Origin of the sequence: uncultured Porphyromonas sp. (assembly GCF_900541275.1) — a bacterium.
GTDB lineage: Bacteria > Bacteroidota > Bacteroidia > Bacteroidales > Porphyromonadaceae > Porphyromonas_A.
Genome location: NZ_UQJH01000001.1, coordinates 379,962 through 404,524, shown reverse-complemented (window position 1 = coordinate 404,524; position 24,563 = coordinate 379,962). Strand labels below are relative to the sequence as shown.

Sequence of the window (24,563 nt, the reverse complement as noted above, 5' to 3'; positions counted from 1 at the left end):
AAGCGAGTGCGGCTGACAGGTTTGTTGGTCGCACTCGTCATTTATGGAGATTTACTTTCTAAAGAAATAGATTATTATGAGACACTTGACAGAGGAGGAGATTAGACTTCTGGAGGAAAATAGGCGGTGTCAGGCAGATGACTGGAGCCACATCGAGGTGAGTGATACCTTTGCCCCCTCACAGCTGACCGAGGTGACGTTTGTGGGTCACTGTACCCTCGGAGACCTATCCGGCACCCACATAGATAGGTATGGGATCAAGCGGAGTAATGGTATCTGTCACGCTCTCCTGAAGGACACAACCATAGGGGATGGAGCGTATATTGCCAATGTCCGCGACTGCATATCGGACTACGATATAGGAGCTGACGTCACGGTAAGTAATGTCAATGCCATCTATATGTCCGGCTCGTCGACCTTTGGCAATGGCGTTTCTGTGCCGGTACTCAATGAGACCGGTGGCATAGAGGTGCCTCTCTCGCGCAAGTTGACCGCTCAGATTGCCTACCTGCTGGTGACTACCCCTGACTCGGATCCCATCCATAAGGAGCTGACACGGCTGATTAGCGAGGACGTGGAGGAGTGTCGCTCGGAGCGAGGGACGATAGGAGACAACGTGAGGATCGTCAATACTGGTACCATCATCGATGGGTACATAGGCGATGGGAGCATCATCGATGGTGCATCAATCCTCAGCGACTTCTCCCTCTGCAGTCGCCCCGGATACCCGGCTGTGGTCGGTAATGGAGTGATCGGTAAGCACTTCATCGCGGCTGCCGGTGCTTCGATGTTGGATAATTGTACGCTACATATGGTCTTTGTCGGTCAGTCTGCTAAGGTGGGAAATCTTTTCTCTGCCAATGAGTCGCTGATATTCAGTAATTGTACCTTAGAGAATGGGGAGGCGGCTGCCATTGTCGCAGGTCCCTTCACGGTATCTATGCATAAGAGCTCCTTACTGATCGCAGGCCTTTTCTCCTTCCTGAATGCGGGCTCGGGATCCAACCAGAGTAATCACCTCTACAAGACTGGTCCCATCCATCATGGTGTCGTGGAGCGGGGAAGTAAGACCTCAAGTGACTCGTATATCCTCTGGCCCTCAAGGATCGGTCCATTCAGCTTGATTATGGGCCGGCATACGGACCATGTGGATACCTCCGCTTTCCCCTTCAGCTACGTGATCGAGAATCACAATGAGACTTATCTCGTGCCCGGTCGAGCACTACTGACTATTGGGACGATGCGTGATGCCAAGAAATGGCCCTCTCGTGATCACCGACCGGGAGACTGTAAGCTCGATTGCGTTAATTATAACCTGCTCAGTCCCTACACGGTGGGAAAAATGGAGCAAGGATATCGCAAGCTGCAGGAGCTGCTTGACTTTGTCGGGCAGCACGATGAGACCTACATTTATCACAATCTCCACCTTAAGTCCTCATCCCTGCACCATGGGCTTAGGATCTATAGGCTGGGTATCGACAAGTTTATCGGCAACTCCCTCATCACTCGTATCCGGGACAAGGTGGAGAGCCAAGAGATTGCCACTATTGAGGATCTCCAGAGACTGCTCCGACCGGATCACGATGAGGGAGTAGGTCTCTGGACGGACCTGTGTGGTATGATTGCTCCCGAGCGTGGGGTGAGACGACTCACTGATGGCTTGAGGGAGACTGCGTACGCGACGATCGAGGACTTCAGCAGCCAGGTCCGATCACTGCATGAGAGGTATTACGAGCTGGAGTGGGACTGGAGTTACGACCTGATCTATAGGTGGTACGGGCTTGATAAGTCCGAGTCTCTGACGGCAGAGGTGGTCCATGAGATACTGGATCGGTGGATCGATGCGGTGCTGACGATAGATCGCAGTCTCATCCAGGATGCTGCCAAGGAGCATGCGATCGACCGGAGAATATCCTCCTCAGCAACTACCCAGCTGGACGCAGCGGATGAGCTGGAGCAGGATGTGTATGTCCAGTGTGTCCGGGAGCATATGGAGCGGAAGCAAAGTCTATATGACTCGGTCGTGAAGCAGCTGCAGCTTTAGTCTTTAGTCGGGCTGAGAGGCTTCGTCTTCATCATTACCGACAGATCGCGAGTCGGCACCCCACATCAGCTTCTTACGAAGGTTTTCAAAGTATTGATAACCGCTGGTATGGAGTACCTTGACCACGCGATCCGACTTCCGGACGGTCACCCGACAATTGTCTAGAAAATCCTTTCCTCTCCCGTCCAGAGCGATAGCAAATGTCCCTGATCGGCTGCTGATCGTGAAGTCGATCGTCATGCTATCAGGTATTAGGATGGGTCTCATCGTGAGAGAGTGGGGGGCTATCGGGACGATGAGGAGTGAGGTGCAATTAGGGTGAACCAGTGGTCCGCCTACACTCAGCGCGTAGGCGGAGGAGCCTGTGGGCGTTGAGACAAGCACCCCATCCGCTTGGTAGTCGACCATCCATTGTCCACAGACCTTGGTGGTGACTTTGATCATACTCAGTATGTCTCGCCTGATGACGGAGACCTCGTTGAGCGCAATCCCTTTATGGAGGATCTTCCCATCCGGACCGGTGACGACTGCCTCCAGCGTGGCTCGCTCGTCCACCTGAGCACGCCCAGATCGTATCTCCTCCCAGTAGGAGGAGAGGACATCGGGCTGCATACTGGATAGAAAACCCAGATGTCCGGAGTTAAGACCGATGATCCCGGCTTCCGTGCCAGCGACCAATTTTGCACCCCGAAGGAATGTGCCGTCCCCTCCGATGCAGACCATTAGGTCTGTGTCGATAGTCCCGCTGAGGGGGTAGGTCTTCACGCCCAATGGAGCTATTTCGTGCTGGATCAGGTAGCTAAAAAAACGACTATCGATGGTTACCTCATCGGTACTGTCGACAGTCAGCAGGTCCAGGATCCCTCGCAGGGTATCGAGTGAAGCGGTCTGATGGGTCGAGCCTATGATGTGTATCCTCATATATTTATTCTAAAGGTCATTGGAAATCCCCGTGGACAAATATAGCAAAAGGGGTGGGATCGGAATGCTCCGATCCCGCCCCTTAGGCGATATAGGGTACTCAGGCCTTACTTGTGCTCCAGAAGGATGGTCTTTGTCGGACGATCGCAGACGGAGCTCGGACCCCAGTACTGAATCGGTCCCGGATAGACGAAAGCAGTCTCCTTAGCCCACTCCTCGCGATGGCTCTCAAACTCTCTGAATGGAGCACCCTCCAGATCGACAAGGGCCTTGCGGATCACCGGCTTGTCCTTTCCTCCGCGACGCTCGATATTGAACATCATCGTGATCGGTGTACCACCAGCAATCCACTGCGGAACCTCTCTCGTGAGATTTTGTACAGAGCTCATATACCCAGTCAGACCGGCCTCAATCAGCTTACTTGCTGTAAAGCCGAGAGTATAGCAGTAGTCGGCATCAAAATTGGATGGAGCAGCACATCTTCCCTCATAGCCGAGGAAGTGGTGCTGAGTCTTAAAGGATCCCTCGTACTTCCCCTCCTTCTTCCACTCTGCGAGTTTCTTCGCCACCATACCTGAGAGGAGCTTCTCCGTCTCGATGAGTGACACCTGTACGTTGCCGTGAGGGTCTCTCTCTCCTGCGATCTGATAGGCGACAGTGTCGGGGAGGGAGCGGAAGGCCTCTGCATTCTCTGCTGAGAGTCTTGATGCTATGAACTCAAGTTGCTCTTCCTTAGGGGTGTGGGCAAAGTCGTCTCCTACCTTAGCAAGCAGATCATTCAGCTCGCTGATGAGGTCTCGCATAGAGGGGATAAACTCGATCAGTCCCTCCGGGATCAGGGCTACACCAAAGTTATTGCCCTCAGCAGCACGCTTAGCCACTATTGAGGCAATATATTCTACGATCTGACTAAGGGACTGCTTCTTCTCCTCTACTTCCTCCGAGATGAGACAGATATTAGGCTGTGTCTGTAGAGCGCACTCGAGGGCGATGTGAGAGGCAGAGCGTCCCATCACCTTGATGAAGTGCCAGTACTTGCGCGCAGAGTTGCAGTCGCGCTCGATGTTTCCGATGATCTCGGAGTAGACCTTTGTGGCAGTATCAAAGCCAAAGGAGGTCTCTATCTGCTCGTTCTTCAGGTCCCCATCGATCGTCTTAGGACAGCCGATCACCTGTACTCCGGCATTGATCGACTTGTAGTACTCAGCTAGTACGCAAGCATTGGTATTGGAGTCATCACCGCCGATGATCACGAGAGCAGAGATGTGGAGCTCACGCAGGATCCCGAGTCCGCTATCGAATTGATCCTTAGTCTCCAGCTTCGTGCGACCGGAGCCGATCATGTCAAATCCTCCCGTATTGCGATACTCATCGATGATCTCCGCGGTGAGCTCGATATACTTGTGCTCGATCAGCCCGGAGGGTCCCATCAGGAATCCGTAGAGCTTGCTCTCGGAATTAAGCGCCTTAATACCATCAAAGATCCCCGCGATCACATTGTGCCCACCGGGTGCTTGACCACCGGACAAGAGGACACCTACATTGATCGGGTCGTGCTTGGCCTCGGCATCTTCTCCTTTCTCAAAGGTGATACTAGGCATACCATAGGTGTAGGGGAAGAGTTCCTTGACTCTCTCTTTGTCAGCTACCGACTCTGTGGCGTTGCCCTTGACGGCGTGTAGCTTCCCCTTCAGCACGTCAGGCATCTTGGGCTGGTAGGACTTTCTCTCTCTTTGTAATTCGCTTACTCTCATAAGATGTGTATGAATGTGTGATGTTTATTCCTCTTTTTTGCCCCTCTTGGACGGGTCGTTGTGGCTGATGAAGTAGAGCATCAGACCAAAGTTGAGTGCCAGTATCAGGCACAGCAGTGCGAAGTAGGTCTTCATCCAGCCTGCTAAGAAAATCAGACAAACGATCGCGCCGATGATTGAGATGGCGGCTCCTGCTAATGCAACTGCTCTGAAGCCACGAAAAAACCTTGGTCCTGGAGGCATAGTAAATATGGATTAGTGTGATACTTCTTACCTATCAGTACAAAGGTACTCATTTTTCACTCCTTGGGAGTATCCTGGAGTGGCGCCTCTGGCCCGGCATCTGCGAGGAAAATGGACTCCGGGTAAGTCACCTCCTCTAAGAAGAGTCCCTCACTCGGCGCAGATGACCCGCAGAGGGATCTGTCACGTGCTGCTAAGAGATCTCCGAAGTCCGATGGATCCATCTTTCCACGCCCAACCTCAAATAGTGTCCCCACTATGCCGCGAACCATATTTCTAAGAAAGCGGTTGGCCGTGATGTGAAAGGTGTTGCAACACTCACCAAAAGAGCGTTCACGCTCCCACTTGGCCTCTGTGACGATGCAGTTGTGCGTCCTGACCTGAGAGTGCTTCTTGGAGAAAGTCGTAAAGTCGTGCTCTCCGATGAGATAAGTGGCCGCTTGGTTCATAGCCTCAAAGTCCAGCGACTCGGGCACAAGGGTACAGTATTTCCGGGTAAAGGGTGAGGCTGTGGTCCTTACGTGGTATCCGTACCGGCGACTGATCGCATCAAATCGGGCATGGGCATCTGCGGTCACACGCCTGACCTCCAGTAAGGCAATGTCGGGAGGGAGGAAGCGTCGCAGACGATAGGTCATCTCCCCCATCTCTCTGCCTGACAGGTCGAGGTCCAGATGACAAACCATCCGGCTCGCATGCACCCCAGTGTCGGTCCTCCCCGCCCCCGTGATGGATATGGGGTGGCGAAGCATCGTGCTGAGCCTTTGCTCCAGCTCCCCCTGCACGGTGCGTCCCTCGGGCTGTGATTGCCAGCCGAGGAAATCGGTGCCGTCGTATGCTATGTAGAGGAAGTATCTCATACCCTTCTTCTTTTGCTCGGAAAAAAGTCCCACAGAGATCCGTCAAGAGGAGCACTGTGGGACTTGCTTTTAGATAGTTAGCCCATCCTTGATAAGGGTAGGGCGCATCGTAAAGGGGGCTTACTTCTTGTCAGTATCCTCCTTCTCTGCGGTGCTCTTAGAGGGGTCGTACTGATCGTTGAGATACTTGACCACCTCCTCAGTGATGTCGTACATAGGTACCGAGTAGATGATCGAGCCACCTTGGTTGGTGAGGATCATCTGATAGTGCCCGTGGAGCTCATTGTAGGTGCGTATCTGAGACCAGATGGTGTCGGAGAGCGACTTCATCGTCTTGGCCTGCTCTTCCATCAGTTCACCTGAGAGCTTCTGCTGGAGCTGCTGGAAGTCCTGCTGCTTCTTTGCGAGTCTCTGATACTCTCGCTCGGCACGCTCCTGGCTGAAGAAGGCGTTGTTATTCATCTTGTACTGAAAGTCCTGCATCTCCTTCTCGAGCTGACGACCCTGAGCGTTGAGGTTTGCCTGCTTGGTCTCAGCGGATGCCATAAGCTTGTCGTTAACGTCCTTGGCATAGTTGTACTGAGTCATCAGGCTGTCAATGGTGACGTAAGCTATCGGCATGACGACGGTAGAGTCGCCGGTAGGCATAGGTGCCATCTTGGGAGTTTTGGGCTTGTCTGCGAAGTGAAGCACAAAAAGTGCAACTACTGCTACCGCCAAGATGACGGTGATGATGGTATTTGTAGAGTTCTTCATTGATGAAATACTGGGAGCTGTGAGCAGAGATGCCCGAGATAACTCCTTTGAGAATTATTGGTTTTGGAGAATGACTGTATGATAAGAGATGTAGGTGTGATCAATCAAAGTGGATGGAGGTCTTAGTCGTCCGGGAGCTCCTGACCCTCGCTGATGCGATCGTATAGGTTCCGATGCTTCATCTCAAGAGCGGTGATCTTATTGCCGCAGACGAGTCCCTTAGCGCGAAGTGCAGGCTGATCCTCTATCTCGGTCTTAGGGAACTCTCCACCTTTCACGAAAAACACCCGCACCCCCAAGAGTAGCACGGCTATTCCTACGAGGGCAAGTGTAAGTATGAGAGTTGTCGTCATGACTTGGTAGTCGTTTCCTTAGGTGATCAAATACGCTGGCAAATATACCTTTTTTATTGCTTTCAAGGGTCTCGATTTCCTTTGGATCCGGGAAGAGGCGTCATCTTTAGGTAGTTATAACATTTTATGGTCCGGTCGGTCGAGGCTTGTATAGGCTGGGTCGGCACTTTCCTCAGGTCGGTGAGAGATGGTGAGGACGAAAAGGTGCTTGCTAATCCAAATTTTTATCTTACCTTTGCAGTGCAAAAACGAGGAGTACACCTCTCGTATAGCACAAATGGCGCGGTAGCTCAGTGGTAGAGCAATGGACTGAAAATCCATGTGTCCTTGGTTCAATTCCAAGTCGCGCCACTCCCTCCCCCGAAGCCCCTTGGATGTTGACTTAGGTCTCATTCGAGGGGCTTCACTTTTTGGGCTGGCTAGGCTTCCTTTTTTTTGTACCTTTCCACCATGATTGAGTACATCTACGGAAAACTTTTCTCCAAGAATCCGGCATCTGTTGTCGTGGAGGCAGGCGGCATAGGGTACCTGCTCAATATCACCCTCAATACCTACAACGCTCTGGACCGCCTAGGGACCGGGGAGGTTCGGCTCTTTGTCCATGAGGTCATCCGTGAGGATGCGTACGAGCTCTATGGCTTTCTTGACCAGAGTGAGCGACAGATCTTTCGTCTCCTGATTGGGGTCTCCGGCATAGGACCTGCCACAGGGCGACTTATCCTCAGCACTTTTACCCCTAAGGAGCTGGTCTCTATTATCGCGGCCGGAGACGACAGGTCCCTGCAGGGGGTCAAGGGGATTGGGGCCAAGACTGCTAAGCGGGCGATACTTGATCTTAAGGACAAGGTGGTCGCTGAGATGGCTGACTTCATCGATGCGAAGGATCTTACCCGGGATGACAAGGCGGTTCCACTGGCGAGGAGGGAGCTCTACGAGGAGGCGGAGCAGGCTTTTGTCACGCTGGGATACACCAAGGCTATGGCTCATAAGGTGATCGCCATGCTTGTCAAGGAGGATCCTGATATGAGTGTCAATGACATCATCCGTCGAGGTCTGCAGATGCTCTAATCATCCTATCGACCGCTGATGAAGGGCTGCCTGAACCTCATGCTCTGCGTGGCCGGACTGCTGCTCTCGGCATCAGCACTCGCACAGCAGCTGCCGAGTGATAGCGTGAGAAACGCCTCTCCCCAGCTCCGAGTCGTGACGAATGGCTCGATCACCCTCTCGGCCGGCAGGTCGACGATATGGGAGGATAACCCTCTCCTGCCTCAGAGCTATCGCAAGAGGACAATGCCGATACTGGAGCAGCAGAGCAATCTGCACGCCAATGTGAGGTATGGTGACCGCTTGTGGCTCGACCTTGACTACAATACCGATAGGAGTCTCAGCTCATCCAAGAATAGACTGCGTCTCGGGTATAGGGGAGGTGAGTACGAGATGCTACAGTCCCTCCAAGCGGGCAACATTTCTTTCCGAAGCCACAATCCACTCATCTCCACCCCGTCCAACCTCTTCGGCGTCTTGGGCGACTTCTGGGCGGGGCCTCTGCAGCTACGCTTCCTCACCTCGATACAGAGGGATAATGTCAGGCGGATGACCATCAGACGGGGTAAGCAGGTGTACCCCTTTGAGCTGAAAAGCTCCGACTATGAGGTCAATAAGCATTTCTTCCTGTCGGAGTTTTTTGCAAAGAAATACGATAAGGCGCTCTGGGAGTTGCCGTTGGTGGAGAGCGACATCAAGATCTTGCGCGTCTCCGTCTGGATCGAGTCAGCTGGCACTACAGATAATGGTGGCAGAGCACACAGAGTGGCTGCTTATCGGTCTCTGAGTATGGAGAAGGAGACCCCACCGGAGGGTCAGGGCCAGGGAGAGGTGTCTGAGATTCCCTATGCCGTGCGACTGGATGAGGAGAGCTACGAGGTCAATCCGATCCTAGGCTTCATCTCGCTCAGGTTTCCCCTCTCGGACAGCAAGCGGCTCGCTGTCTCCTACGAGTACCAGTATCAGGGGAAGAGGATCCGTGTCGGCTCCTTCGATGCAGATAGTTCGGGTACAATCACCGCAGCACTTCTGGCAGATCGGGACAAGTCCCCCTCATCCGACCTTTGGGCGCTGATGATGAAGAATGGCTACTCCATCGGAGCAACCGGTCGACTCGATGGTGCTGAGGACTTAGACGTGAAGCTGAGCTACTTAGAGCCCAGCACCGGTGTGGCTACAGAGATGACACCATCCGGAGAGACTTGGATGAAGTGGATGGGCTTGGATGTGCGGGACAGTAGGGGCATAGGTGGGGTGAGTGATGGGAGGCTGGACTACACTCCGGGCGTGACGGTGAGCGAGGAGATGGGCACACTTTTCATCCCGAGGAGAGAGCCGTTTCGATCCCTCCCCGATGGGTATGAGCCCTATGAGGATCTATATACAGAGAGCCCGACGAGGGCCAAGGAGCGTCAGGATCTGGATCGATTTAGGATCACAGGATCGGTCTCGGCGAGGTCGCAAGAGACGGTCAAGATCGGTCACCGCATCCCGAGGGGAAGTATTACTGCGACGCAGGGCGGACGATCGCTGATAGAGGGGGCCGACTATACTGTCGACTACGATCAGGGCGAGCTGAGAGTCCTAAGCACCTCAGACGAGCCGATAGAGATCACCATCCCCCAGGAGTCGCAGACAGAGGTCAAGCGGAAGTCCCTCTTCGGACTTGAGGCTGAGCTTGCACTTGCTTACCGTCTGACCCTCGGAGCCAGCCTATATGGTTACGTGGAGGATAGCGGGGGAGAAAAGATGCGGATCGGTCAGGAAGACTTGCGAAATACGATCCTGGGTACCCACCTCACGTACGACTTCTCCTCTCGAAAGCTGTCCCGATGGCTCTCCCGCTTTGCAACCGTCTCGGAGGAGATCCCCGTTTCGCTCAGAGCAAAGATGGCTTACACCCACTTGATCTCGGACTACAACACCTCCGGTGGTAGAGGGGCAATTGTCGTGGACGACTTTGAGGACGGTGGCACGGCTGTCGACCTGACTTCCTCTCTGCGGTGGCAACTGTCGACACTGAGAGAGAGCAGTCCCGATTACAGAGCCCACTTGGCGTGGTTCAATGTCGACCCTCTCTTGGTCCGAGAGGGGGCACCCGGTCAGCCGACCGGGCTCAGCCGACGCCCTGACCTGAGACAAAGTCCCCTCGTGCGCGAGTATCGAGTCGAGGAGCTCTTCCCCGGCAGAGACCTCGATCAGCTGACCACTCAGATTATCGAGATGCTAAACCTCTCGTACTATCCGGATGAGCGGGGACCCTACAACTACCGCACAGATGGCTGGACGTCGGATGGCAAGCTTGCTCGACCTCACGACAACTGGGCTTCCATCGTATCCACTCTGGAGATAAGGGACTTGGAGAAGGAGCGTATCACCTCCATTGAGCTCTGGGTTTTGGATCCTTTCTCCATACGTCCTGATGCCCCGGAGGGGGATTTGATGGTCGATCTTGGTAGATTTTCTGAGGAGATCATCCCGGATGGCGCTCTCGACTTTGAGAGTGACCTCCCCAAGGTGACTACCCCCCATGGTCGGCGCTCGGAGACGCTCCCTTCGTCTCGCTCTTTCTCCTCTCAGGGCATCGAGGAGCAGGATGTCGGCTTGGACGGTATTTCCTCGTCGGATGAGCAGGTCCTCTTTGCCTCGTATCTCAAGTCTGTCACTGCCCACATTGATCCGCAGGCTTGGAGTGTGGGAGGAGTACAGCTTCCCGGTTCGCCACTTGGGGACCCCTCCGGTGATGACTACCACTTCTACCTCGGGGACCACTGGGACAGGGTGGAGGCGGACATTCCGAGCAGGTATAAGTATATCAATGGTACGGAGGGAAATTCGTTGCCGCGGCTCATCCAAGGGCACCAGTCGGCACGCACCGATCTACCGGATAGCGAGGACCTCAATGGAGACGGCGTACTATCCACTACTGATGGCTACTTTCGCTATCATCTGTCGGTGACTAAGGAGGCGCTCCGTCCCGGAGGGAAGTGGTACTCCGGTGAGGTGGAGATCCGGGAGGAGGATGGGCGCTCCTCGAGGTGGGTCAAGCTTACCATCCCGCTCTCCAAGTACGATGCTACCTCTGGTGCTCACCCCACGATGCAGGATATCGAGTCGATTCGGCTCACTCTACAGCACTTCGATAAGCCGATACACCTCAGGTGCGCCTCCCTTCGGCTCATCTCCTCACCCTGGCAACGCTACACCTCGGTCATCGATCCCGACCGGTCCAATGCTGAGCTGACCCTGCAGACCCACAGCCTCGAGGAGGACTCGGGCAGATCACCCATTCCCTACGTCTCCCCTAAGGGGGTAGTCCGTGGCCAGAGGCGTGGCACCCTTTCCTTAGCTCGCTATGATGAGAAGGCACTTGCCCTCTCGATCCCCACTATGGAGAAGGACGAGGTGGCAGCGGTCTATCGGGCTACCGATCTTGACCTGCGCCACTACCGGTATCTCACCCTCCATACCCATGCCGAGGGAGAAGTGAGGGATCGGGATCTCGAGCTCTTTGTCCGGCTGGGATCGGACTACTCTGCCAATTACTACGAGTATCGTCTCCCCCTGATGGTGACCCCAAGGAGAGACTACAGTGGGATGAGCACCTCGGAGAAGCAAGACTTGATCTGGCCCCTCTCCAATGTCCTTCAGATCGATCTTAGCGAATTGACAGGAGTGAAGCAGGAGCGTGCCTCTCAGGGAGCTCTTGATAAGAAGGAGCTCTACACAAGAGGCAGAGTCTCGATCAAGGGCTATCCCTCCCTCGGCAACCTCTCAGCTATCTTGATCGGCGTTCGAAACCGGAGCAGTGGGCGCATCAGTGCAGAGGTGTGGATCAATGATCTCACCGTCTCAGGAGTTGGCCAAATGGGTGGCAGCGCTTGGCTCGCTGATGTACAGGCGACACTCTCCGACCTAGGTTCCGCTAGTATTAAGGTCGGCGGTCAGTCCGGTGGCTATGGCGACATACGCAATGATGCCCGCCTCCGGCAGCAACTCACACAAACCTATATTGACCTGGAGACTATGCTGGAGCTGGGTAAGCTCCTACCCCGGGAGTGGGGCGTCCAAGCGCCTGTCCGTTACACGTTGCTTGAGAATAAAAAGACACCGCACTATGACCCCTACGACACCGATCTGCCCTATCGGGGGAGGGAGCCCATTTACCTCGAGCGAGCGGATCATCTCATACTCAACAATTGGAGAGTCAGTCCCGAGGGAGAACCACTCACCTCGGGCGGGAAGTCAAGGTCCGATCTCACTTTCTCCTACGACCTCACCCATCATCAGCGTAAGGATCCCCAGGTGATAGAGGAGAAGAATAGACGGATGCACACCACCATAGACTACCGCGCGGAGGGGGGGGATGGGGATTACCTCAGGCTCCATAGTGGCTGGAGTCGGGTGGATAATACGTCCCTTATGCCTACACCCGGTGAGGAGAAGGAGCAGTCTGCTCAGGTCTATCGGAATTGGCTCTGGGACCGATCTCTGGCCATCAAGTGGTCGCCTGTCGACTTTGGATCACTCACCATCCAAAGCAATACTTTCGCCCTCATCGACAATATCCCTCCTGAGGTGGTCGCCCGAGGGGAGAGTGACCTCTCTTTTCGGCTATTCACGGACCGGATCCTCCGCTCCATTGTCTCGCTTGGCACTACCGACAGGTATCAGGGGCGCTATTGCATTACACTCCATACCCCGAGTATGCGCCACTCCCTCCTGACCCCACTGTACGCCAGTCTATCCTATAGTGGAGACTACAGCTGGAGGCGGGGTGTCGTGGTGGGCGACCGGTCGAGTGGGCATACCATCAAGAATAATGGACGCCTTGATCTCCAAGCCCAGTACGACCTCAGTAAGGCATCCAAGCAAGTGGGGGAGCTGCGACTGAGATATAGTCACGATGCCGGGAGTATGATCCCCGGCTTCCTGCCTGAGGCAGGCAAGATCTTTGGCTTCGGTCATCAGGGGCAGCTGCTGTCCCCCACGATCGGCTATATGCTTAGCATCTGCGACTACGCGGGTGAGATAGGTCATGCGGTAAGGTCTCGCTGGATAATGGACGATAGCTCTCTCAGTCGCCTTCCCTCCTACTTTGTCAAGGACGATCTCTCCTGCGCGCTGAGCCTGTCACCGGTCCGAGGACTATCTGTGGAGCTCTTCCTCACTCAGACGAAGAGCAACTCCTATATATGTAGCAGCATCACCGGTGATGTAGTCGATATGAGCGGACGGCTCACGATGTCCACCATTGGGCTTCGAGGCGATCGGACGGAGCGATTGCTTAGTGAATTAGCCGACAGCCCGACCATCGAGCAAGCCATCGACTGCTTCGCATCCGGCTATCTCGTCAGTCCCAAAATGTCTCGGGGCATACCCTCATCGCTCAATCTTCTCCCCAACTGGCTCCTCACGATCGACCTCGCCACACTCTCTGACGCCGTGCGATCACTTACACCCCGGCTCCTGATCAAGCATCAGTACAGCGGGCTCCTAGAGCTGCCCGATTACCGTCTGAGGAGCGATCCAGAAAGTGGCGCTCCCTACGACCTGCAGACGATCACCACTACCGACCTATTCAGTCCTCTGCTGGGGATGGACACATCAGTCGGCAAGAGCCTCACGCTCTCAGCAGCGTATGTCCTCAGTAGGTCGCACTCCCTCCTCACTGGGAGTCTCAGGCTCCTCTCTCAGACCGATCGGAGGTGTGATGTCTCACTACGGTATCAGCTCAAGCTTCCTCCCCTCTTCCGGTCGAGTCTTCCCTTGCTCTCCTCCACCTCTTCCAGCCTCGAGAGCAACATTGGGTACTCCTTCACACACACATCGCTGGAGGAGGCAGATCTCAGACGCTCGACCCAAAATAGGCTGCGCGGACTCAACACCCACAGCCTGCGACTGACGCTGGATTACCACTGCTCCCAGAGTCTCTCCATCAGAGGGTTCTGGAGAGAGGATATACGTACCCCCCTCGTCACGGGTAGGCAGTATCCCTACCGCAAGTCTTCCTACGGTGCTATGCTACTGCTGACCCTCCACCCCTGAGTCGGGGACTCTCACTCATCGATATTCTTCAGCGGGAGAGCCGGCGTCTGCTTGACTACTCCCAGCACAAAGACACTGTCGAGGCTGCCGATGCTGTCGATTGTGCCGAGCTTGTTGAGTACAAAATTCTGGTACTCTGACATATCGTGTACAAGGATCTTCACCATGAAGTCGTAGTCCCCTGAAGTGTTGTAGCACTCGACCACCTCGTCGAAGTCGACGATCTTACTCATAAAGTCCTGTCCCATCTCCTGGGCGTGCTTCTTGAGCTTGATGTTGCACCACACCTGGATGTTATTTCCCGTCTTTTGGGGACTCAGGATGGCAGCGTACCTCACGATGTATCCCTCCTGCTCCAGCTTGCGCTGTCGCTCAAAGACCGGTGACTGAGAGAGCCCAACGCGGTTGGCAAGCTCCTTAGTGGTCATCTTCCCATTTTGCTGAAGCTCCTTAAGGATCTTGATGTCTATATTATCTAATGTGTGACTCATATAAAGATGGTTGATTTAGATGATGGCAAAGGGTAATTGTTCTTTACTGAGACAAAAATAAGCAATTCTTTCTCGCCAACCGAATTCTTAAGCCTCCGCTGCAGAGGGGATGTCTATTTGACCCTCGAGGGTCTGTCGGCAGACAACGGCAAATTCCCCGACTTCAGGCTTAATTCTTTTACCGATATTAGAGAAAACTAATATCGGTATTGGAGAAGCCTAATATCGGTATTAGATTGGCGTTGTCTTCTCCTGAAAAGAGCACACAGCTGATTGACTGTCCATAAGTGTGTCCAGCTGGCTTTTTCAGCACGTGGGGTGACTTCTTATGTGGCGACCTCAATAAATTGGTACCTTTGAGTAATGAAGGAATGCTATCACAATATACCCTCTCCATCGTATGTGGTGGAGGAGATGCTCCTGAGGCGTAATCTGGAGCTGATACGTCGCGTGTCGGTCGAGGCGGACGTGGAGATCATAATGGCCTTTAAGGCTTTTGCTCTCTGGAAGACCTTCCCGATATTTAGGGAATACATCAGTGGCACTACTGCCAGCTCTCTCTCGGAGGCGCGACTGGGCTACGAGGAGATGGGCTCTCTGACCCATACCTATGCTCCGGTCTATCGTCCGGATGAGATGGAGGAGATCCTGCGTTGTAGCAGCCATATTACTTTTAACTCTCTCTCCCAATTTGACCGCTGGTATCCCACGGTCTGCGACTATGCCGGGCATCCGATCAGCTGCGGGCTCAGGCTCAACCCTGAGTACAGCGAGATCGAGACCGACCTCTACAATCCCGCCTCACCTGACTCGAGGCTGGGCGTGCCGCTCGCTGACCTGCCTGATGAGCTGCCGGCTGGGATCGAGGGGATCCACATCCACTCGCACTGCGAGGACGACTCGCACACCTTTGCGCGCTCGCTGAGCGTGATCGAGGAGAAGTTTGGTCGCTATCTCGAGCGAGCTAAGTGGGTCAATTTTGGGGGCGGTCACCTGATGACGCGGAAGGACTACGACGTTGAGCTGCTGATCAAGCTCCTCACCGACTTCCACCGGCGCTATCCTCACCTGCGGGTAATCCTGGAGCCGGGGAGTGCCTTTGCATGGCAGACCGGACCACTCATCACGACGATCCTCGACCGGGTGACCCATGGTGGAGTCACTACGCTGATGATCGATGCCTCCTTCTCCTGCCATATGCCCGACTGCCTTGAGATGCCGTATCAGCCTGTCATCCGGGGAGCCTCTATGGTGCAAGACGTTGAGCATACCTACGGCCCTTATCGTGTGGGTGGCAACAGCTGCCTCAGCGGGGATGTGATGGGCGACTGGTACGTCGACCATGAGCCGGTGGTGGGGGAGCGGCTGATATTCGAGGATATGATACACTACACGACGGTGAAGACGACTATGTTCAATGGCATCTCTCACCCCTCTATTTACCTACTCCACAGCGATGGTACGCCGGAGCTGCTGAGAGCCTATGGGTATGAGGATTACAAGACAAGAATGGATTAAAGATATTGAGCGATGGGATTTTTTGGATTATTCTCTAAGAAAAAGAAAGAGACACTGGACACCGGTCTGGAGAAGACGAAGCAGAGCTTCTTCGACAAGCTCTCCCACTCCGTAGCGGGGAAGTCCAAGGTGGATGACGAGGTACTCGATAGGCTCGAGGAGATACTCATCACCAGTGACGTGGGCGTGGAGACGACGCTGAAGATCATTGACCGGATCGAGAAGCGTGTCGCTCAGGATAAGTATGTGGGTACCAGCGAGCTCAATCGACTGCTTAAGGAGGAGATCGCGGCACTCCTCGCTGAGAATGAGACGGAGGATGGCACCTCCTTTGACCTCTCCAAGCAGGTCAAGCCCTACGTGATCCTCGTCGTGGGGGTCAATGGCGTGGGTAAGACCACCACCGTCGGCAAGCTTGCCTATCAGTATAAGAGCGAGGGGCTCAACGTAGTACTTGGGGCTGCGGACACTTTCCGCGCTGCAGCCATCGAGCAGCTGGAGATCTGGGGAGAGCGTGTCGGCGTCCCGGTCATCAAGCAGAAGATGGGCTCCGACCCGGCCTCAGTCGCCTATGATACCGTCGAGCATGGCAAGGCCAATGGCGCAGACGTGATCATCATCGACACTGCCGGGAGGCTCCACAATAGGGTGGGGCTGATGAATGAACTCTCGAAGATCCGCAAAGTGGTGCAGAAGGTTCATCCGGAGGCACCGCAGGAGATCCTGCTGGTGCTGGATGGCTCCACCGGGCAGAATGCCTTTGAGCAGGCCAAGCAATTTACCGAGGCGACCGACGTCAATACCCTCGCCATCACTAAGCTGGATGGTACTGCCAAGGGTGGGGTGGTGATTGGCATTTCGGATCAATTCAAGATCCCGGTCAAGTACATCGGTCTCGGGGAGCAGATGACTGACTTGCAGCTCTTCAATAAGGAGGAGTTCGTGGACTCCCTCTTTGAGGGCTCGCTCTGAAAGCTCGGCTTATGCGGAAGAATAGGGTAGACGTCATCACCATGGGCTGCTCCAAGAACCTGATCGACTCGGAGCGGCTCATGAGACAATTTGCGGAGAGTGGCTACACGGTCTGCCATAACCCTGAGAAGGTCGAGGGCGAGATCGTGGTGGTCAATACCTGCGGCTTCATCGAGAGTGCCAAGAAAGAGAGCATCGATATGATCCTCGAAGTGGTCTCCGGTAAGTCCTCGGGGCAGGTAGGACAGGTCTATGTCATGGGCTGTCTCAGTGAGCGATACCGGGAGGAGCTGAAGGAGGCTATCCCGGAGCTGGATGGGATATATGGGAAATTTGACTGGAAGGATCTGATCACTCACCTGGGGAAGGCATACCACACCACTGTCGCTGACTCTCGCCTGACGACCACGCCGGATCACTATGCTTTCCTGAAGATTGCGGAGGGTTGCAGCCGACACTGCGCCTACTGCGCCATCCCGATCATTACCGGTAAGCACATCTCCCGACCGGAGGAGGAGATCCTCGAGGAGGTGAGAGGTCTGGCCGCCTCAGGAGTGAAGGAGCTACTCGTTATCGCGCAGGATCTCACCTACTACGGACGGGATCTCTATGGAGAGCCACGACTGCCTGAGCTGATCGAGAAGATCTGCCAGATCGACGGGATCGAGTGGGTGAGGCTCCACTATGGCTATCCGGCACAGTTCCCGATGGATCTCCTGAGGGTGATGCGTGAGCAGCCCAAGGTCTGTAAGTATCTCGATATTGCCCTCCAGCACGCCTCCGACCATATGCTGCGAGTGATGCGACGAGGTGTGACCCGTCAGGAGACAGAGGAGCTCCTACGACGTATGCGTGAGGAGGTCCCCTGCATAGCGATCCGTACGACGCTGATGGTAGGGCATCCGGAGGAGACGGATGAGGACTTTGAGGAGCTGATGGACTTTGTCAGAGAGCAGCGATTTGAGCGGATGGGTGCCTTTATGTACTCCCATGAGGAGGGGACCTACGACTACCTTCACTACAGCGACAATGTCCCGCAGGAGGTCAAGGAGGAGCGCTACGACCGCCTGATGACACTGCAGCAGGAGATTGCCATAGAGACAGCGGAGTCGATGGTGGGCAAGACGCTCAGGGTACTGGTAGACCGAACTGAGGAGGGACACTATGTCGGTCGGACGGAGTACGACTCGCCTGATGTGGATCCCGAGGTGATCCTTACGGGTGAGGCGAGAGTGGGGGAGTTTTGTCAGGTACGTATCACCGGCACCGCCGACTATGACCTTATTGGTGAGGTGCTAAGCTTAGAGTCCAAATGATTAGACGCACACTCTCTCTTGCATCCCTTTTTTTCCTCCTCTCTGTCGGTCTCTTTGCCCAAGAGCCAGTGGACTATGTCCAAGTGCTGATGGGTACTGACAGCAGTCATGATCTCTCCGCTGGAAATACCTATCCGGTGATTGCCCGACCTTGGGGAATGAACGCCTGGACACCCCTTACGGGTAAGATGAGCGATGGGTGGCAATACACCTATGACGCGCAGAAGATCAGAGGCTTCAAGCAGACCCACCAACCCAGTCCATGGATGAATGACTATGGTCAGCTGGTCCTGATGCCTACGACGGACAATCCCTCTCCTGATCAGGACGAGAGGGCATCGTGGTTCTCACACTTCTCTGAAGTGGCTACTCCCTACAGCTATCGTGTCTATCTGCCAGACTACGATACCCGAGTGACGATGGTGCCGACTGAGCGAGCGGTAAGGTTTCGGATCGACTACCCAGAGGGGCGGACGCCTTATCTTGTCCTCGATGCTCTCGATGGAGGGTCAGCGATCACTGTGGACGAAAGAGCGCAGACCATTACCGGGTACAGCAGCAAGAATAGTGGCGGGGTGGCGGACAACTTCAGGTGCCACTTTGTGGTGAAGACGGACCGCCCCTTCCGACTACACAATATATATAGGGAGGGTCAGGAGGTAGACTCTCCTCAGGCGGAGGGAGATCATACCTCAGCTGTGGTCGCTTTTGAGAAGGGTGCAACGGTCGAGCTGGTCGTCTCCTCCTCTTTTGTCAGCCCGATGCAGGCAGAGCTCAACCAGCGAGAGGCGGTGTCAAAGGGTATTGACGAACTGGAGCAGGAGGGGCGAGAGCTGTGGAATAGTCTCCTCGGGCGCATCCGAGTGGAGGGAAAGAGCGTCGACGATATGAGGACCTTCTACTCCACGCTCTACAGGTGTCTACTCTTCCCACGTCGCCTCTATGAGTACGATGAGTCCGGGACGAGAATCCACTACAGTCCTTACGATGGTCAGGTCCATGAGGGGTATCTCTATGGAGATACCGGATTTTGGGACACCTTCAGGGCACTATTCCCGCTCCTCAACCTACTGTACCCTGAGGAGGCAGCTCATATGCAGGCGGGTCTCGTGAGTGCTTACCGCGAGAGCGGTTTCCTGCCCGAGTGGTCCAGCCCGGGACATCGAGACATTATGGTGGGGAATAACTCCGCCTCAGTCGTCGCTGACGGCTATCTCACAGGCCTGAGAGGCTATGACGTGGAGACACTATGGGATGCCGTCACCCATGGTGCTCACGCAGTCCACCCTAAGGTATCCGCGACCGGACGCCTCGGGTGGGAGTGGTACGATCGTCTCGGCTATGTCCCCTCCGATGTGGGGATCAATGAGAGTGCAGCGCGTACGCTCGAGTATGCCTACGATGACTGGTGCATCTGGAGGCTCGGCACGGCACTGGGGAAGAGTGAGAGGGAGCTCAGACCCTACGCAAAGTCAGCTACGAACTATCGCCATCTCTATGACCCCACGCACAAGCTGATGCGTGGTCGTCTGAAGGATGGCACGCCTGCCCCTGACTTTAATCCTCTTAAGTGGGGAGGAGACTTTACCGAGGGCAACTCTTGGCACTACACTTGGTCTGTCTTTCACGATCCACAGGGGCTGATCGACCTGATGGGTGGCAGAGAGCCATTCGTACAGATGCTAGACTCCGTTTTTTCTCTCCCACCGATCTTTGACGAGAGCTACTATGGCTTTGTCATACACGAGATCCGAGAGATGCAGGTGATGGGGATGGGCAATTACGCCCACGGCAATCAGCCGATCCAGCATATGATCTATCTCTACAGCTATGCCGGTAAGCCTTGGCGGACCCAGTATCTGGTTCGTGAGGTGATGGATCGCTTCTATGCAGCACGCCCGGATGGCTACTGCGGGGATGAGGACAATGGGCAGACCTCTGCCTGGTATGTCTTCTCGGCACTTGGGTTTTACCCCGTCTGTCCCGGCTCGCTCCAGTATGTGATCGGCTCACCGCTCTTTGACAGGGTGACGCTTAGTCTCCCTGAGGGAAAGGAGCTCTCCATCGAGGCGATAGGTAATGGTCCCAAGAGCCGATACGTAGATGCCCTGCAGCTCGGCGACAAGGTTTTGGATCGAAGTTACCTGACGATGGATGAGATCCGAGGAGGCGGAGTGCTAAGGTTTCAGATGAGCAATCGGCCTAATATGAAGAGGGGAATATCGCTCTCAGTTACACCGTACTCCTTTTCACGTGACTCCAGCGTTAAGTAAGATTACCAGTTGTTTCGGCAGGGGTTGGGGCGAAATCGGTATATTTGTGGCTGTTTGAGAGGGGAGGCTTAGGTAGATAGTATAATAAGATTAGATATGGAACAACCAAGCGTAGATATCAGGGCACTGACTGAGATGATCGAGCGTGAGAGCGGTTTTCTCACCCTCATTGATGAGGGGATGAATCGTGTCATCGTTGGGCAAAAGCATCTTCGGGAATCGCTTCTCATAGGGTTACTTGCGGACGGGCACATCCTCCTGGAGGGTGTCCCCGGACTGGCGAAGACACTCGCAATCAAGACTCTGGCGGAGCTTATTGACTCCGACTTTAGCCGGATCCAATTCACCCCCGACCTTCTCCCGGCAGACGTCATCGGCACTCAGATCTATAGTCAGCGGTCTGAGACCTTCAGCGTGAAGAAGGGACCAATATTTGCCAACTTTGTCCTCGCCGATGAGATCAATCGTGCGCCTGCCAAGGTGCAGAGTGCACTGCTCGAGGCGATGCAGGAGCGTCAGGTGACGATCGCTGACCAGACCTTTGAGCTGCCACGTCCATTCCTCGTCATGGCCACTCAAAACCCGATCGACCAGGAGGGAACCTACTCACTGCCGGAGGCACAGAGCGACCGCTTTATGCTCAAGGTGCTCGTGGGCTATCCCACCAAGGAGGAAGAGAGCCGTATCGTGACGGAGCAGATCAAGGCTACGCCGGCTGAGGTACGCCCTGTGGTCTCCGGTGATCAGATCCTTAAGGCTCGGGAGATCGTGCATCAGGTCTACCTCGACGAGAAGATCAATAGGTATATCATTGATATCGTCTTTGCCTCCCGCTACCCGGGCGATGCCGGGCTGGATAACCTTAGGGGGATGATCAGCTATGGCGCCTCACCGCGTGCCTCGATCAACCTTGCCCTCGCTGCGAGAGCTTACGCCTTTATCAAGCACCGTGGCTTCGTCATCCCGGAGGACGTGCGTGCTGTCTGTCACGATGTGATGCGTCACCGTATTGGGCTTAGCTATGAGGCTGAGGCGGAAAATCTCAAGACTGATGAGGTGATCACAGAGATACTTAATAAGGTACAGGTGCCCTAAGCGGAGAGGTGATGGATACACAGGAGTTGCTAAGGAGACTCCGTAGGATCGAGATCAAGTCGAGTCGTCTGTCGGAGGATATCTTCTCCGGTGCGTATCGCTCAGCCTTCAAGGGACGAGGTATGTCCTTTAGTGAGGTGAGAGAGTACCAGCCGGGGGATGATGTGCGGGATATCGACTGGAATGTCACCGCACGATATGCTCGCCCTTACGTCAAAGTCTATGAGGAGGAGCGCGAGCTGACTATGATCCTTCTCGTCGACATCTCGAGGAGTGAGCACTTCGGTACCGTAGGTATGACGAAGCGGCAAAGAGTGGCGGAGATCGCCGGCACGCTCGCCTTTAGTACCATAAAGAATAATGATAATGTCGGTGTGATCTTCTACTCCGATAGGGTGGAGAAGTATATCCCCCCGTCAAAGGGACACAAGCATGTGTTGACGATACTCTCCGAGATCCTCTCTATCGAGCCTGAGGGGTCGGGGACTGATATCTCCGTGGCTCTGCGCTTTGCACACAATGTACAGCGCAAGAGCTGTACCCTCTTTCTCCTCTCCGACTTTATCGACGGGAGTGACTATGCTAAGACTCTGGCAGTGGTGCGTAATAAGCATGACCTGCTCGCTATGCAGGTCTACGATCCCCACGAGGCAGAGTTGCCGATCGTCGGACTGCTTCGTGTCAGGGATGCAGAGACAGGTGAAGTACGTATGATCGATAGCTCCTCTAAGTCTGTCCGGAAACAGTATCGTGACTACTGGCAGGAGCTCTCCGTCAAGCTGAGGGAGACCTTCAGTAAGTACAATATCGGATATGCGAGCGTGTCAACATCGGAGGACTATGTCCCGAGACTGCAGCGACTCTTTACTCACCCTCGGATCTGATGACTGATATAAGTATGACCCATCGCCTCCGGCATTGTCGCCTGATTGCCCTCCTTCTGCTCGCGTCTGTGTGCGGAAGCGCTTTCGCACAGGACGAGGTGCGTGTTATCCCGAAACTGGAGCCGACGAAGATCCTAATTGGTGAGCAGACCACTCTTAGTGTGAGTGTCGTCGCCCCGGCGGATAGGGAGATCCAGCTCGCACTGCCCGCAGATACTCTGGTCTCAGGGGTGGAGATCTTGGGTGTTGCCACTGGTGATACGACGATGATCAGTGACCGACTGCGTCAGATCGTCTACGAGGTGACGCTCACCTCCTTTGACTCCGCCTCGTACACGCTTGAGCATATTGCAGCGTTAGTTGCGGACAAGCCGGTGGAGGCACAGGATCAGCCGATCCTCATGGTCGGGACCGTCCCCGTAGACCTTGAGCACCCGGATGAGATTAAGGACATCAAGCCCCAGTGGTTGGCTGACTTTGTCCTCTGGGACTATCTCTACTATGTGGCACTCTTCTACGCTCTTCTGAGTCTCATCGCCTTGCTCTTCGTCTCGGTCGCTTACTTTGTAAGTTGCAGAAAGAAGGGAGCCGTGGCGGTGTCTACCATAGCCAAGGAGCCACTCCGCGATCCCTACGAGGAAGCGGTGGAGGAGCTGGCGAAGCTCAAGGACGAGAAGCTCTGGGAGAGCGATCAAGTGAAGGAGTACTACACCGAGATGTCAGATATTCTGCGTCGCTACCTCAAGCGGGTCTATGGCTTTGAGACGGGTGAGAAGACCTCGTCGGAGATATTGGAGCTCTTCCGATCTCACATCGGGCGTGAGCGTATGTATGATGACCTAAGTCGTATCCTGACTACTGCCGATCTGGCGAAATTTGCCAAGTATCGTCCGGAGATGGGGGAGAATGTGGGTCTCTTGAGTGCCTCTCGAGCTTTTGTCGAGGAGCATAGACCGAAGGTGGAGGCTAAGGAGGACGATAAGGATAAGAAAGAGGACAAACTATGACATTTGCACATCCTTGTTTTTTTCTCCTCCTACTGCTCTTACCGCTTTTCGTCTACCTGTATCTACGTAGGCGGAAGCGTCCAGCAACCTTTACGCTGAGCACCGCCAATGCCTTCCGCGGTATGCGTCGTAGCTTGCGCTCACGCCTGACGTGGATCCCTTTTGCCCTGCTGCTCAGCGCTTACTCGTGTATGGTGGTGGCACTTGCCCGCCCGCAGAGCTTTAGTAGCAAGTCGTCAAGTGAGACGGAGGGCATCAATATTATGATGGCCTTAGATATCTCCGGGAGTATGCTTGCCCGAGACCTACAGCCCAATCGTGTCGAAGCGGCAAAGACGGTGGCTGGCGAATTTATCTCCTCTCGCGAGCATGACAACATCGGCTTGGTGATCTTTGCCGGAGAGAGCTTTACCCAGTGCCCCCTCACTACAGACCACGCCATCCTACTCAGCCTCCTCAGTCAGGTGGACATAGGACTGCTGGAGGACGGAACAGCCATCGGTGATGGTCTTGCCACCGCAGTGAGCCGACTTAAGGACCAGAAGGGTGACAGTAAGGTGGTGATCCTCCTTACGGATGGAACCAATAACGCCGGAACCATCGACCCTATGACGGCGGCTGAGATTGCGAAGAGCTTTGGGATCAGAGTCTACACTATCGCTGTCGGTACTATGGGGCAGGCTCCCTATCCCGTGATGACGGACTTCGGTATCGAGTATCAGATGATGCCGGTGGAGATCGATGAAAGCTCCCTCCGGACCATTGCTGAAACCACCGGTGGTAGTTTCTTTAGGGCCACGGACAACTCTAGCCTTGAGGAGATCTACGACCAGATCGATCAGATGGAGAAGATCAAGCTGGAGGTACATAACTACACGGAGAAGTCTGAGCACTTTATGCCCTGGCTCTGTGCCGCCCTACTCTGCCTATTTGGGGCGATCCTTTTGAGGACGACTGCCTTCCGTACGATGCCGTGATATA

The 24,563-nt window shown here is 54.7% G+C and carries 18 protein-coding genes and 1 tRNA gene; 12 read left to right on the top strand and 7 right to left on the bottom strand.

All coding sequences use genetic code 11. From position 1 onward, the window contains the following. The first annotated feature begins 76 nt into the window (after positions 1 to 76). Complete coding sequence (locus QZR17_RS01600) at positions 77 to 2,044, top strand: DUF4954 family protein (RefSeq protein WP_297126794.1); 1,968 nt, start codon at positions 77 to 79, stop codon at positions 2,042 to 2,044. A 3-nt stretch (positions 2,045 to 2,047) separates the two neighbouring features. Here QZR17_RS01600 and QZR17_RS01595 read toward each other — a convergent pair whose 3' ends face one another. From QZR17_RS01595 to QZR17_RS01570, 6 genes are all read right to left on the bottom strand, one after another. Beyond that, positions 2,048 to 2,965, bottom strand: coding sequence for an NAD(+)/NADH kinase (locus QZR17_RS01595; RefSeq protein WP_297126790.1), 918 nt, complete (start codon positions 2,963 to 2,965; stop codon positions 2,048 to 2,050). Positions 2,966 to 3,072: 107 nt separating this feature from the next. Continuing rightward, positions 3,073 to 4,719: a diphosphate--fructose-6-phosphate 1-phosphotransferase gene (locus QZR17_RS01590; protein WP_297126788.1), complete on the bottom strand. Its 1,647-nt coding sequence runs from the start codon at positions 4,717 to 4,719 to the stop codon at positions 3,073 to 3,075. Between the two features lie 24 nt (positions 4,720 to 4,743). Further along, entirely contained in the window at positions 4,744 to 4,962 is a 219-nt protein-coding gene (locus QZR17_RS01585) for a hypothetical protein (protein ID WP_297126786.1), read from the bottom strand. A gap of 56 nt (positions 4,963 to 5,018) precedes the next feature. Then, a complete protein-coding gene (gene truA, locus QZR17_RS01580; protein ID WP_297126783.1) occupies positions 5,019 to 5,822 on the bottom strand; it encodes a tRNA pseudouridine(38-40) synthase TruA in 804 nt (267 codons plus the stop codon). Positions 5,823 to 5,942: 120 nt separating this feature from the next. Further along, positions 5,943 to 6,578, bottom strand: coding sequence for an OmpH family outer membrane protein (locus QZR17_RS01575; protein WP_297126780.1), 636 nt, complete (start codon positions 6,576 to 6,578; stop codon positions 5,943 to 5,945). Positions 6,579 to 6,700: 122 nt separating this feature from the next. Continuing rightward, positions 6,701 to 6,931, bottom strand: a complete 231-nt coding sequence (locus QZR17_RS01570; RefSeq protein WP_296164685.1) for a hypothetical protein — start codon at positions 6,929 to 6,931, stop codon at positions 6,701 to 6,703. Positions 6,932 to 7,210: 279 nt separating this feature from the next. Between QZR17_RS01570 and QZR17_RS01565 the strand changes: the two genes are divergently transcribed. The 3 genes from QZR17_RS01565 (at position 7,211) to sprA (ending at position 14,026) form a co-directional block, all read left to right on the top strand. Next, positions 7,211 to 7,282: transfer RNA gene (locus QZR17_RS01565), tRNA-Phe, on the top strand. A gap of 99 nt (positions 7,283 to 7,381) precedes the next feature. Next, on the top strand, positions 7,382 to 7,999 hold the full coding sequence (gene ruvA, locus QZR17_RS01560; protein ID WP_296164680.1) for a Holliday junction branch migration protein RuvA: 618 nt from the start codon (positions 7,382 to 7,384) through the stop codon (positions 7,997 to 7,999). Positions 8,000 to 8,017: 18 nt separating this feature from the next. Beyond that, positions 8,018 to 14,026 carry a cell surface protein SprA gene (sprA, locus tag QZR17_RS01555; RefSeq protein WP_297126776.1) on the top strand — a complete coding sequence of 2,003 codons (6,009 nt, stop codon included), beginning with the start codon at positions 8,018 to 8,020 and terminating at the stop codon, positions 14,024 to 14,026. 11 nt (positions 14,027 to 14,037) lie between these two features. On the opposite strand, the gene QZR17_RS01550 is transcribed toward sprA, so the two are convergent. Next, entirely contained in the window at positions 14,038 to 14,517 is a 480-nt protein-coding gene (locus QZR17_RS01550; protein ID WP_070467169.1) for an Lrp/AsnC family transcriptional regulator, read from the bottom strand. A gap of 363 nt (positions 14,518 to 14,880) precedes the next feature. On the opposite strand from QZR17_RS01550, the gene nspC reads away from it, so the two are divergent. From nspC to QZR17_RS01510, 8 genes are all read left to right on the top strand, one after another. After that, the gene (nspC, locus tag QZR17_RS01545; protein WP_297126772.1) at positions 14,881 to 16,035 is read left to right on the top strand and encodes a carboxynorspermidine decarboxylase; all 1,155 of its coding nucleotides are present in this window, start codon (positions 14,881 to 14,883) and stop codon (positions 16,033 to 16,035) included. A gap of 12 nt (positions 16,036 to 16,047) precedes the next feature. Then, on the top strand, positions 16,048 to 17,007 hold the full coding sequence (gene ftsY, locus QZR17_RS01540) for a signal recognition particle-docking protein FtsY (RefSeq protein ID WP_297126768.1): 960 nt from the start codon (positions 16,048 to 16,050) through the stop codon (positions 17,005 to 17,007). An 11-nt stretch (positions 17,008 to 17,018) separates the two neighbouring features. After that, positions 17,019 to 18,323, top strand: a complete 1,305-nt coding sequence (gene rimO, locus QZR17_RS01535) for a 30S ribosomal protein S12 methylthiotransferase RimO (protein ID WP_297126765.1) — start codon at positions 17,019 to 17,021, stop codon at positions 18,321 to 18,323. Beyond that, positions 18,320 to 20,596 (top strand): GH92 family glycosyl hydrolase, encoded by a 2,277-nt coding sequence (locus QZR17_RS01530; protein WP_297126762.1) that lies wholly within the window; start codon positions 18,320 to 18,322, stop codon positions 20,594 to 20,596. The genes rimO and QZR17_RS01530 overlap by 4 nt, the downstream gene beginning before the upstream one ends. A gap of 96 nt (positions 20,597 to 20,692) precedes the next feature. Next, on the top strand, positions 20,693 to 21,691 hold the full coding sequence (locus QZR17_RS01525; RefSeq protein WP_296163653.1) for an AAA family ATPase: 999 nt from the start codon (positions 20,693 to 20,695) through the stop codon (positions 21,689 to 21,691). Between the two features lie 11 nt (positions 21,692 to 21,702). Further along, positions 21,703 to 22,575 carry a DUF58 domain-containing protein gene (locus QZR17_RS01520; RefSeq protein ID WP_297126758.1) on the top strand — a complete coding sequence of 291 codons (873 nt, stop codon included), beginning with the start codon at positions 21,703 to 21,705 and terminating at the stop codon, positions 22,573 to 22,575. Beyond that, positions 22,575 to 23,582, top strand: a complete 1,008-nt coding sequence (locus QZR17_RS01515; protein WP_297126755.1) for a hypothetical protein — start codon at positions 22,575 to 22,577, stop codon at positions 23,580 to 23,582. The genes QZR17_RS01520 and QZR17_RS01515 overlap by 1 nt, the downstream gene beginning before the upstream one ends. Next, entirely contained in the window at positions 23,579 to 24,559 is a 981-nt protein-coding gene (locus QZR17_RS01510) for a VWA domain-containing protein (protein ID WP_297126752.1), read from the top strand. The genes QZR17_RS01515 and QZR17_RS01510 overlap by 4 nt, the downstream gene beginning before the upstream one ends. Positions 24,560 to 24,563 lie beyond the last annotated feature (4 nt).